Source organism: Petrocella sp. FN5 (assembly GCF_029210395.1).
Lineage (GTDB): Bacteria > Bacillota > Clostridia > Lachnospirales > Vallitaleaceae > Petrocella.
The window spans coordinates 14,804-27,673 of record NZ_JARGDP010000006.1; the positions used below are offsets into that span (position 1 = coordinate 14,804).

10 protein-coding genes are annotated in these 12,870 nt (G+C 40.0%); all 10 read left to right on the forward strand.

The genetic code is table 11. The features are described from left to right. Positions 1-22: 22 nt before the first annotated feature. The 10 genes from rbsK to P0N36_RS03105 all read left to right on the forward strand — a co-directional run bounded on the left by rbsK (position 23) and on the right by P0N36_RS03105 (position 12,868). Positions 23-940, forward strand: coding sequence for a ribokinase (gene rbsK, locus P0N36_RS03055; RefSeq protein ID WP_275841362.1), 918 nt, complete (start codon positions 23-25; stop codon positions 938-940). Next, a complete protein-coding gene (rbsD, locus tag P0N36_RS03060; protein ID WP_275841363.1) occupies positions 937-1,332 on the forward strand; it encodes a D-ribose pyranase in 396 nt (131 codons plus the stop codon). The genes rbsK and rbsD overlap by 4 nt, the downstream gene beginning before the upstream one ends. 10 nt (positions 1,333-1,342) lie before the next feature. Continuing rightward, positions 1,343-2,842: a ribose ABC transporter ATP-binding protein RbsA gene (gene rbsA, locus P0N36_RS03065; protein WP_275841364.1), complete on the forward strand. Its 1,500-nt coding sequence runs from the start codon at positions 1,343-1,345 to the stop codon at positions 2,840-2,842. Then, a complete protein-coding gene (gene rbsC / locus P0N36_RS03070; protein WP_275841365.1) occupies positions 2,839-3,780 on the forward strand; it encodes a ribose ABC transporter permease in 942 nt (313 codons plus the stop codon). The genes rbsA and rbsC overlap by 4 nt, the downstream gene beginning before the upstream one ends. A gap of 15 nt (positions 3,781-3,795) precedes the next feature. After that, a complete protein-coding gene (rbsB, locus tag P0N36_RS15615) occupies positions 3,796-5,538 on the forward strand; it encodes a ribose ABC transporter substrate-binding protein RbsB (protein WP_330683936.1) in 1,743 nt (580 codons plus the stop codon). A gap of 313 nt (positions 5,539-5,851) precedes the next feature. Further along, a complete protein-coding gene (locus P0N36_RS03085; RefSeq protein ID WP_275841366.1) occupies positions 5,852-7,486 on the forward strand; it encodes a M23 family metallopeptidase in 1,635 nt (544 codons plus the stop codon). Between the two features lie 185 nt (positions 7,487-7,671). Further along, positions 7,672-9,477, forward strand: coding sequence for a M23 family metallopeptidase (locus P0N36_RS03090; protein WP_275841367.1), 1,806 nt, complete (start codon positions 7,672-7,674; stop codon positions 9,475-9,477). A gap of 92 nt (positions 9,478-9,569) precedes the next feature. Further along, positions 9,570-10,256 (forward strand): response regulator, encoded by a 687-nt coding sequence (locus P0N36_RS03095; RefSeq protein WP_275841368.1) that lies wholly within the window; start codon positions 9,570-9,572, stop codon positions 10,254-10,256. A gap of 43 nt (positions 10,257-10,299) precedes the next feature. After that, positions 10,300-12,078 carry an ATP-binding protein gene (locus P0N36_RS03100; protein WP_275841369.1) on the forward strand — a complete coding sequence of 593 codons (1,779 nt, stop codon included), beginning with the start codon at positions 10,300-10,302 and terminating at the stop codon, positions 12,076-12,078. A gap of 172 nt (positions 12,079-12,250) precedes the next feature. Beyond that, positions 12,251-12,868 carry a hypothetical protein gene (locus P0N36_RS03105; protein ID WP_275841370.1) on the forward strand — a complete coding sequence of 206 codons (618 nt, stop codon included), beginning with the start codon at positions 12,251-12,253 and terminating at the stop codon, positions 12,866-12,868. Positions 12,869-12,870 lie beyond the last annotated feature (2 nt).

Here is a 12,870-nt window from a genome sequence, read left to right on the forward strand (position 1 = left end):
TTACCCTAGAGAGGTGAAGTAAATGAAAAAAATATTGGTACTAGGTAGTTTGAACATGGACTTGGTGACGCGGGTAAAGATCACACCAAAAATTGGCGAGACCTTACTTGGAGAAGGCTTAGAGCAGATTCCCGGCGGGAAAGGTGCCAATCAAGCGGTTGCTATTGGTAAATTAGGCGGTGAGGTGGCGATGCTTGGCCGTGTGGGTATGGATGGATTTGGCGACGTGCTGATGAAAAACCTAGCTACAAATGGTGTAGAAGCTCAACTCACTAAGGCGGTCCAAGGACCACCAACTGGGGTTGCTTTGATCATGGTTAACGATAGTGGGGACAATTCAATTGTGGTAATCCCCGGTGCGAACTTTGCACTTAAGAAAGAAGATCTAACTCAGGAGATGTTTGAAGGATGTGACTATCTATTAGCACAACTTGAGACACCTATAGAAACCATTGAGGCAGCTTTTTCCATGGCAAAGGAACAAGGACTCTATACCATTCTAAACCCTGCACCAGCGAGAACCTTATCGAAGCAATTGATTGGATTGACCGATTTATTAGTACCGAATGAAACAGAATTTGAAACCTTAACCGGTATACATCCTGATTCAGAGGCGCATATTAAAGAAGGTGCACAAGTACTTTTTGATAGGGGTGTTAAGGCAATTATTATCACGCTTGGAGAAGATGGGGCATGCCATGTGGATGCCACAGGTGATTTACACTATGAAAAAGGTCATAAGGTAAAAGCAGTTGATACAACGGCTGCTGGAGATAGCTTTATAGGCGGACTGCTGTATGGTATGGCTCAGGGTGAAGGTATAAAAGAAGCCATGAAAAGAGCTGTGATTGTTGGTGCCTTAACCGTTACCAAATTAGGTGCTCAATCCTCATTGCCAACTTTAAAAGAAGTAGAAGATTATGTAGGAGGCTTTAGATGAAAAAGGGTATCGTATTAAATGCGGACATCGTTGAAGTGATAGCAAAAATGGGGCATATGGACGAGATTGTAATTGGAGATGCTGGCCTTCCAATTCCGGAAGGTGTTAGACGGATTGATATAGCACTAAAAGCAGGAACACCTAGTTTTGTGGAGACTTTAGAAACCTTAATGAGTGAGTTTATTTGTGAAGGCGCTATTCTAGCCAAAGAGATTCAGACCATCAATCCGACGACTGAGCTGGCAATTAAGGCTCTTCTAAAAGATATACCAATTACCTATGTGAACCATGAAGATTTCAAAAAACAAACAAAATCAGCAAAGGCCATCATTCGAACTGGGGAGTGCAGCCCTTATGCGAATATAATCTTAAGATCCGGTGTATTTTTTTAAAGGAGTTAAAATGAATAATCCTATACTAAAAATGGAAAATATCAGTAAAACTTTCCCAGGCGTTAAAGCCTTAGACGGTGTTCATTTAAATGTTTATGAAGGAAGAGTCATGGCACTCCTTGGAGAAAATGGCGCCGGTAAGTCCACGCTTATGAAGATACTTTCTGGTGTCTATGAACGGAGTGAAGGTGATGTCTATTATATGGGCCAGCCTGTGATCTTCAAAAATGTTAAGGAATCCCAAGATGCTGGTATTGCCATCATACATCAGGAGTTGAATTTGGTGGATGAGCTAAGCATAGCAGAAAATATATTTCTTGGAAGAGAACCTAAGAAAAGTCTTGGTGCGATAGATCGTAAAAAAATGGTGGCCGATGCTAAGGCTTTACTAGAACGCCTTAATCTGGTTGAAGACCCTAATAAATCCATGAAGAAATTACCAATAGGTCGGAAGCAAATGGTGGAGATTGCCAAGGCTTTGTCTCTCGATGCTAAGTTGATTATCATGGATGAGCCGACAGATGCACTCACGGATAAAGAAACAGAAAGTCTTTTTAAGGTCATTCGAACATTAAGAGACCAAGGCAAGAGCATTGTTTACATATCCCATAGATTAAAGGAAATCTTTGAAATCTGTGATGATGTCACCATATTAAGAGACGGTCGATTCGTTGCCGAAAAGCAGGTCTTGGACATCGATGAAAATGGATTGATTGAGATGATGGTAGGTAGAAAATTAGAAGAACAATATCCATATATAAAGGATAACCAAGGAGAATGCCTTCTTGAAGTGGAAGGTCTAGGCAATGACCATGTACATGACATCGCTTTTGAGCTTTATGCAGGTGAGATACTGGGTGTGTCCGGCCTGATGGGTGCCGGTCGTACAGAATTAGCGAAAACTCTATATGGCGCCTATCCAATAAAAAATGGAACAATGAAATTGGCAGGCAAAAAGATCCTGCCCAAAACAGAAGCGGCTGTGATCAAAGCAGGATTAACCTATGTCTCCGAAGATCGTAAAAAAAATGGCTTGGTCTTAAGCATGTCTGTTAAAGAAAACATATCATTATCAGCTATGGATCGTATTACCAAACATCACGTTATAAGAAAAAAAGAGGAGCTTAGACTAACTCGGGATTTTATTCGTCAGCTGTCCATCAAGACCCCCTCAGAAGTTCAAAAGGTTAAGAATCTAAGCGGTGGCAATCAGCAAAAAGTGAGCATCGCCAAAAGCTTGATGACAAGACCGAAAGTATTGGTCTTAGATGAACCAACAAGGGGCGTGGATGTTGGTGCAAAAAAAGAAATCTATGACCTGATGAACCAGTTTAAGAAAGAGGGTATGGGCATCTTGATGATATCCTCGGAAATACCTGAACTTCTTGGTATGTGTGATCGGATTCTTGTCATGCATGAAGGTACTATTCAAGGAGAATTGACACGAGCTGAAGCCACACAAGAGAACATCATGCGTTATGCTGTCGGATTAGAAGGAGGCAAGTCATGAAACAAGAATATAAAGAAAACCTAAGACGCTTTCAATCTGTTTTTGGATTGCTGCTTTTCACCATTGTTATTTCATTATTAAGTGACCGTTTCCTTACTGGATCCAACATATTTAACGTGCTTAGACAAACCTCGATTAATGCGATCATAGCAGCAGGGATGACCTTTGTCATCTTAACCGGTGGGATTGACCTATCGGTAGGCTCCACCTTTGCTTTCTCAGGTGCCATCGGTGCTTATTTAATTGGTTCAGGGCAACCAGTCATGGTAGCGGTGGCAGGGGCTTTGACCATCGGTCTCTTGATTGGGATGGCTAATGGTTTTATCATTGCCCATTGGAACCTTCAGCCATTTATTGTAACCCTGGCCACCATGACCATCTTTAGAGGTGCCACCTTGGTTTTTACGGACGGGAAGCCCATTGGAACCGGTTATGAAGGCAGTGCGTTAGTCTTTGCTAAGATTGGTGGCGGTTATACGCTAGGTATACCCAACCCGATTCTAATTATGATTGTACTTTTTGGCTTAGCATATTACATCTTAAAACACATGAGTATGGGACGATATATTTATGCAACAGGGGGCAACCAGGAAGCGACCAAACTCTCCGGTGTCAGCATAAAAAAGGTCAAGGTATTCGTATATGGTATCAGTGGTTTGTTTGCCGCCATATCGGGTATGATTATTACTTCGAGACTCTCCTCGGCACAGCCGACGGCAGGTACAGGTTATGAGCTGGATGCCATAGCGGCCGTTGTACTTGGCGGTACGTCCTTGGCTGGCGGGGTTGGATCTATATTAGGAACTGTAATAGGTGCACTCATCATTGGGATCTTAAACAACGCACTGAATCTGTTGAACGTGTCATCATATTATCAACAGCTTGCAAAAGGCCTGGTCATACTGATTGCTGTGTTGTTAGATCGAAAAGAAAAATAATAGGGAGGAAACAAAATGAAAAAGGTATTGGTAGTATTATTAACAATGGTTATGGTAGTGAGTTTGTTGGCGGCATGTGGGAAGAAAGAAGAAGATACCAGCGGAAGCGGTGAAAAATTAGGCTTAATCGTATCGACTCTTAATAATCCATTCTTTGTTACATTAAAAGAAGGTGCCGAGGCAAAGGCAACAGAGTTAGGAATGGAATTGGTGGTTTTGGATTCACAAAACGATCCGGCAAAAGAATTGGCTAATATGGAAGATTTACTGACGCAAGGGGTTAGTGTGATACTCATCAACCCAACGGACTCAGATGCCGTGGTAGGCGCCATAGCTATGGCCAATGAAAAAGAAGTTCCGGTTATTACCTTAGACCGTGGTGCCAATGGTGGAGAAGTTGTAACCCATATTGCATCGGACAACGTAGCCGGTGGTCTTATGGCAGGTGAATACATTGCAGAATTACTTGGCGGTAGTGGTAAAGTGGTAGAACTTGAAGGTATTGCTGGTACCAGTGCGGCAAGAGACAGAGGTCAAGGCTTTAATGAAGCTATAGGCATAACAGATATTGAAGTGGTGGCCAAGCAAGTGGCGGACTTTGATCGTACAAAAGGCTTGTCTGTTATGGAAAACATCCTTCAAGCCCAACCAGAAATCGACGCTGTCTTTGCACATAATGATGAAATGGCCCTAGGTGCCCTAACAGCGGTAGAAGCATCTGGAAGAGACATTCTGATTGTTGGTTTTGACGCTACAGATGATGCGGTCAAAGCGGTAGAAGAAGGTAAGCTTGCTGCGACTGTGGCACAACAACCAAGTATGATTGGTAGCCTAGGTGTTGAAGCGGCTTCTGATGTATTAAAAGGCGTGACCTTAGAAGCCTTTGTTCCAGTACCCCTTAAGCTGGTTACAGGTGAGGGTTCTGTTCCAACGGATACCATAGTCGGAAAAGGCGAAAAAATAGGCTTAATCGTATCGACTCTTAACAATCCCTTCTTTGTTACATTAAAAGAAGGTGCTGAAGCTGCAGCAGAAGCAATGAATCTTGAGTTAATTGTGTTGGACTCCCAAAACGACCCGTCCAAAGAGTTGGCGAATATGGAAGACTTATTAACTCAGGGGGTTAGTGTGATACTCATTAACCCAACGGATTCAGATGCGGTAGTTGGTGCGATTGGCTTGGCCAATGGAAGCGGAATACCAGTAATCACCTTAGACCGTGGTGCCAATGGTGGAGAAGTGGTAACCCACATTGCATCCGACAACGTAGCAGGTGGCCTTATGGCAGGTGAATACATTGCAGAACTTCTCGGCGGAAGTGGTAAAGTCGTAGAACTTGAAGGCATAGCCGGCACCAGTGCGGCCAGAGACAGAGGACAAGGCTTTAATGATGCTATAGGCACAACGAACATTGAAGTGGTGGCCAAGCAAGTGGCGGACTTTGATCGTACAAAAGGCTTGTCTGTTATGGAAAACATCCTTCAAGCCCAACCAGAAATCGACGCTGTCTTTGCACATAATGATGAAATGGCCCTAGGAGCCCTAACAGCGGTAGAAGCATCTGGAAGAGACATTCTGATTGTTGGTTTTGATGCCACAGATGACGCGGTCAAAGCGGTAGAAGAAGGTAAGCTGGCAGCAACGGTGGCACAACAACCGGCAATGATTGGTAGCTTAGGTGTAGAAGCGGCTCTAAAAACCATTTTAGGTGAAAGTCTAGAGGCTTATGTACCTGTTGATCTAATGTTGGTAAAATAGCCTTTTAGAATAGTTAGCTATGGCTTTAACCATAATAATATTAAATAAAAAGGAAGAGAGTCTTAAATCGGGACTTCTTCCTTCTTTTTTTGCGGACCTTGTGCTATCAGTTGGCATATTTACAAAAATGTCATAATTTAGCCATATAACTATGTTAATATGATAGAGGATTTTAGCATTATTTAACAAAAAAGTCCTAATAAAGTCCTAGTTAAACTCAATTAAGTCCTACGAATTTCTTTACAAAGACTAGGTTCTGTGCTATTATAAAATAAGTTATTACAGAAATGTTACAAAACTATGGAGGCTAACCATGAATGGGGTTCTTAAATATAAAGAGAATTTCTTTCTTAGGTATAAGAAGGAAATCGCACTGACTTTAGGTGCAGTGCTGACTTTTTCTGCTGTGGTCAGATATGCACCAAGTGATGTTACACAAAGTGGGACGATACAAGCACGAAATTCAAACAATCAATCAGTTGAAGAACAACTTGTAGCAAAGGGCTACAATGTCTTAATAGATGGGGTTGGACTTGGCGTTGTCAGAAACAAAGACGAAGGTCAAGCGGCCACCAATCAAGCACTTGAAATGGTCATTGCCGATCTAGGGTACAATCCCGAAGTAGAGCCGGTATTGACCTTTGAGAACGATTACTCTGAAGAAGAAAACTACATTGCGCCTGAAGAACTGGCAGCATTAATCGCAAGTCAGGTGATTCACAACCTAGAACGACACAAAGTTATGGCCTATGTCATGAAGATAGGCGATGATTTTACAGTTGCGGTCAAAAATGAAGAAGACATCAAGAAAGTGTTGCTAAATGCTCAAAGCATTTATGTGAACACAGATATGGCATTGGATATTAGCCTAGCAAAAGATGAGCACAATGGCCTAATCATTAAGCCCCAAGTGATCATGTTAAAAGAAGACGAAGGCGCCTCAAATAGAACGTTTACAACAACCATAACAGCGAATGCAGAAACAATAGATGAGGCTTCTTTGGATACACCTAAAGATGTATCCAAAGAAGGTGTTACTGTGGAGGTGGATTTTGCAGAGTCGGTTATGGCTGTAGAGGCTTATGTTTTTGAGGATGAAGTGTTATCTGTAGATGAAGCAACAGCATTGATCACAAAGGAAAATGAGGAAGCAAAGCTATACACGGTTGTTTCCGGTGATGCACCGTCGACCATCGCAGCTAATAATAGTATGCCGTTAGCTCAGCTTTATGAATTAAACCCTGGGCTTGAACAAAACACTTTAAAAATGAAAATTGGTGACGAATTGGTGGTTATGGTACCTGAGCCGGAGTTATCCATTGCAACCAAAGAAGAAGTGGTTTATACTGAATCGATTATTAAGGGTGTGTCTTATGTGGACAATCCTAATGTATATAAGGGGTCAGACAGCGTGGTTGACGCCGGTTATGATGGTGTGTTAGAATTAACAGCTGTTGTGTCAAAAGTCAATGGTAAAGAAATCGGCCGAGAAATAACGAAGCAAACCGTTTTACAAGAAGCAAAAGATAAGGTTATATCCAGAGGTATAAAGCCATTACCTAAAAAAGGTGCAACCGGCAATTATAAATTCCCTTTAACCAGCTTTAAAGTAACTTCGCCTTTTGGTAGAAGATGGGGTGCTTTTCATGCAGGTGTTGATCTGTCAGCGCCCTCAGGCACCACAGTGAGAGCATCTGACGGTGGTACGGTGACAATCGCCGGCTGGCGTGGTAACTATGGTTATTTGGTTGAGATTGATCATGGCAATGGTATAAGAACACGATATGGGCATAACAGTAAGATTGAAGTAAAAGTAGGTCAAAAAGTAGCTCAATATGAAACCATAGCAAAAGTAGGTAGTACAGGAAGAAGCACAGGACCACATGTTCATTTTGAAATACGTTTTGACGGCGTTGCAGCAAACCCGATGAATTATTTAGAATACTAATCATGGTTAAAGAGTTAAAACTATATAGTTGAATAGATATAGGGCGGTGCCAAGAGGCATGCGCCCAAAGCAAAAGCGGTTTACGTAAGTGTTGTACTTACATCCAGCATTTACGTAAATCGTTTGTTGTGTCATATTGAAGCCTACGAATGAGTTGAAATTCGTAAAGAGACTGGGAGGTCCCAATGGATAAATCAAAAATTGGCAGTTTGAAGAAAAATATAAAAAACCTAGTAATAAAAGCATCTGAGTTGAATAAGGTTATATTCAATAAGCTAGATGTTCTTAAATCATATATTAAAAAGTTAAGTCCTAAAGATTTTAGTGTGAATAAGTTAAGTTTCAAGCATATGTCTCTAAAGAGCTTTAAGATATCGAACTGGAAAAAAGTAGATTGGAAAAGTGTAAAAGTAACCATAGCAATTATCGTAAAAGAACCTAAAAGGGTCATAGCTATGGGATTTGTAGGTCTTATGCTCATGTCAGGCATAGGTGTTGCTCAGAGTCTTATGATGTCAATGGGTTCACAAGTATCCGTGGCTTCAGAGGATGAAGATGTCAGCTATGTTGAGCTGATATTCAACGATCAATTGGTTGGCTATGTGCCAAGTTTAGTTGTCGGAAAAATGATGGTAGAAGTTGCAAAGTCGAATCTTATTGAACGTATCGGTTATGATCCTGAATTGACTCAAAATATAAGATATAACCCAAGACATGGGGAAAAAATGATTTTCACAGATGAAAAAGAGCTTCTAGTGACCTTAGAAAACACCATGTACGCGTCAATTGAAAATCATAAAATCAAAGGTTATGTCATGAAGATAGGGGATGATTTTACAGTTGCCCTTGAAAATGAGGAAGCCTTAAAAGCCGTTCTGGAAGGTGCACAAAAAGTATATCTAGAAGAAGAAAGCACGGTGAGTGTGGAAATGAAAAGAGATCCACACAACACCTTAGTCATGAAGCCGGTCATTAAAGTATTACAAAAAGAATTAAACATTGATCGGAACTTCTTAACCTCTGCGACTCTAAACGATACAGCTGAAAATGAAGAAACAGGTAAGGTCTTTCAATCGGTGGTCAAAGAAATTAGCTTAGAACAACAAATTGTCATTATTGAAGCTTTTGTAAATGAAGATGAAATCGTGGATGTTGAAACAGCAACGATGATGATTACCAAAGAAAATGAAAAAGTGAAAACATATACTGTACAGTCCGGCGATTCACCGTCTACGATTGCAGTATCTAATGGTATGACAACGAGAGCCCTATATGATCTAAATGCCGGTCTAGAGGAAAGAGCAAGTAAGATACAAATAGGTGAAGAGTTAATTGTTATGGTACCGGAACCTGAGTTATTTGTTTCATCAGTTGAAGAAGTGGTTTACACAGAAATCATAGATAAACATAAGGTTTATGTGGATAATCCTAATGCATATATAGGTACAGACGAGGTCCTTGAACCGGGTGTAGAAGGTGTACTAGAAGTTCACGCACTTATTAAAAAACTAAATGGTAAAGAGTTTGATAGAGTGATTCTTGAAGAAACTGTAATATCCAAGCCAACAACGGAAAAAATCTTAAGAGGCTCTAAAGCATTGCCAATTACAAATGCAACTGGTACTTTCCAAGTACCTATGATAAAATATAGGTTGACCTCCAAATTCGGTCCTAGGTGGGGAAGAATGCACACCGGTATTGATTTGGCTGCACCAAGAGGAACGGAAATCAAGGCCGCAGATGGCGGACGTGTCATAGCAGCTGGCTGGGACGGTGGCTATGGTTATAGAGTGGTTATCGACCATGGTAATGGTATGACTTCCCTATATGCCCATTGTAGTTCGATTTACGTTAAAGTTGGTCAAGACGTGGGAAAATATGAAAGAATCGCAGCCGTTGGCAATACAGGTAATAGTACAGGACCTCATTTGCATTTTGAGATTCATGTTAACGGTGTTAGAAAAGACCCAATGAAGTATTTAAAATTCTAATGTAGGGTTAAGGCTTAAAAACTATATAGTGTTGACCCTTTAACCAATGTGTGTTGGACTAAATAGAGTCCAAGAAATGTAGAGGTAAAAATATGGCAAAAGTATTGGTCGTGGATGATGAGAAAGCAATTGTCGACATACTCATGTTCAATCTTGAAAGAGAAGGCTTTACTGTGGTGACAGCGGCAGATGGTGAAGAAGGTATACGAATGTTTCATAAGGAACAGCCGGATTTGATTTTGCTGGATATTATGATGCCTAAAATAGATGGCTTACAGGCCTGTAAGACAATACGAACGGAATCAAATGTACCGATCATCATGTTAACAGCCAGAGCAGAAGAAGTTGATAAGGTCTTGGGTTTAGAGTTTGGCGCCGATGACTATGTAACGAAACCTTTTGGTGTACGTGAGTTGATTGCTAGAGTTAAGTCTAACATACGACGAACATCTATGGATTATGATCATACAAAGAACGCACAAATCATTCATGTAAGCAATATGACCATTAATGTAGATAAGTATGAAGTAAGCAAGGACGAAGTCGTCATTGATTTAACCGTTCGAGAGTATGAGTTGCTCAAGTTCTTAGCAACTCAGAAGAACCAGATTTTCACTAGAGAACAGCTTCTAGAAAAAGTTTGGGGCTATGAGTACTATGGTGATGTAAGAACTGTGGATGTTACCATTCGTAGACTGAGAGAAAAAGTAGAAGACGATGCAAGCAAACCTGGGTTCATTCTAACCAAAAGAGGTATTGGCTACTATTTTAAAGGCTAGAAAGCAATAATAGGTACAAAGTCTAGTGAAAGTTGGAAATGCAATGAGTATAAGCATACGATGGCGTTTGGTACTTATGTATGTACTTATGGTTGTTATTGTCATGATGGTAAGTGGGACGATGATCGTACTCTTGGTTCGAAGCAATGAAATGGAGTCGGTTCAAGAAAGCATCCAGTTAGCCGTTGAGGCAATTAAAACAACAGCCTTTGAAGATGTGAATATCGATGATATTGAAGATGTCAAATTGAAGTTATCAGATGTCTATGAAAAATATGCAGCACTCTACAAAGGGAAACGGGTTTTTTTGCTGGATCGAACTTCTAGAGTGGTACTGCCCCTTAGTGATGCTGAAAAAGGGCTAAGCTTTCCCACCCATCAGGTCATGGGAGCTATTGAAGATGGACAACCCTATGAGATGTATGACAAGAACCGGAGATTACCGGGGGATGACAGGAAATACATAGGTTATGCAGAGAACATAAAAGACAGTAACGGCCGAGTGGTTTATGTGGTCTATGTCTTAGGTGAAACAACATCTGTCACCAACAGCATTGAGAAAACCATCATGGTGATTATCTCGGCAGCTGCGGTGGCTATTTTGATTGCGGTTGTACTGGGTTTTATCTTTTCAGACTTTTTGACCAAACCAATTACAGCCTTGACGGTTAAAGCTAGGGATATGGCAAGAGGTCATTTAGATAAACCGATCAAAGTCTATGCCAACGATGAGATTGGTCAATTAACAAAGAATTTTAACAGAATGGCAAAATCATTGAATGAAACTCTAAATGAGATTACCAGTGAGAAAAATAAATTAGAAATTGTTTTTAAACATATGACAGATGGTATACTGGTATTTGACAAAGTAGGGGTTATGATTCATTCCAATCCGGCGTCAATTGATATGCTTAAACTAGATAAGCAGATTAGTTTCCAAGAAGTATTTAACCCCTATTTGGAGGTTAGTTATAATGAATTAAAAAATATGGTGCAGGAAGAAACCATTCTTCATGTTGTCATTGTAGAACATAGGTATTATAGTGTTTATTTTGCCAAATTTTTAGATCAACATAACGAAGCCGTTGGTCTTATTTGTGTTATTCAGGATATAACAGAGCATAAAAAGTTGGAAGAGATGCAAAAAGAATTTGTTGCCAATGTATCTCATGAGCTTAGAACCCCGCTGACGACAATAAAAAGTTATACAGAGACTTTGCTTGAAGGTACATTAGAAGACACAGAAATCGCCACAAGGTTTTTAAATGTTATTAATCATGAAAGTGACAGAATGACCGCATTGGTTCAGGACCTTCTCGAATTATCCAAGCTGGATAATAAGCAAATCAAGTTCGCTATGAATGATATTAACCTAGAGAGCATATTAGAAGATAGTATTAATAAATACCGTATTCATTCTGAGAAAAAAAATCAAAGCCTCATATACCATAAACCGAATAATGGGTATAGGACGATTGGAGATGTCAATCGTATTGAACAAGTCATCAAAAATATTATTTCAAATGCAGTTAAATATAGTCCGGAAGGTGCTATTATTGAGATTGATATGGAAGATCAGAACAAATATATCAAAGTCTCTGTAGCGGACAATGGTTTGGGCATAAGTAAGGATGACTTGAAAAGGATTTTTGAGAGATTTTATCGCGTAGATAAAGCCAGATCCAGAGAAATGGGAGGAACTGGACTTGGGTTGGCGATTGCCAAAGAGATAATGGAGTATCATGGTGGGAAAATACTGGTCGATTCTGAAGTGGGCGTTGGCACAACCTTCGAGTTATATTTTCTTAAAAAACAAGCATAGTTCATTTTAATTTTACAGGAGCCTTATTCGACGTAGTGTATCCTATAGTCACCTTAACTGTTAGCCAAACGTTATGTATTTGTAATCATAGTGTAATCTAAGACTTGTATAATCATAGTGTGGATGTTTATGTTCATTCTTTTTAGAAAATAAAAGTAAGGTGGTGAAGCATATGCTTAAGCAATTTATTAAAATTTGTATTCTGTTTACCGTGGTTATGGCCTTAAGTTCATTTGCAGCCTATGCGGAACCTATAGAAGCCGATCAAGCTGCATTTAATACATATCTAAGTACATTCAATTTAACAGAACAAAATATAGAGTATGGGAATAATAGATTAGACACAGGTATGACAACACAAGCGTTGAGTACAGTAGGAACTCTAAAAATAAGCAATGGATTTAGTAGACAAGCGTTCTCTACTTTTGCAAGTGACAAGAGTATTGTTGGACAAGGCCAGTCGGGTTCTGTAGTAGGACTAATGGTATATACAGTAAACAGCAATCAACAAAAAGTGATTGAAAGCTATGCGATTAAGACATTAGGTGCATCCGGTATGTTCAGTGAAACCATTACCTATGCTCCTAGTCGTACTCAGTATCTTGTGATTGCTGTAAAAGATCATCAAGGTATAACTAGGAGGATTTTTGAAATCACGACAAAAGCCATGGAAACAAAAGTAAAACTTGAAAACATTCAGATAAGATTTGTTAGTGAAGACAAGCAAGTTAATACATCAGTGGAATCAATGTATGATTGGCTTAAGTCGAAGAGCAATGTAGAGTTTTAATA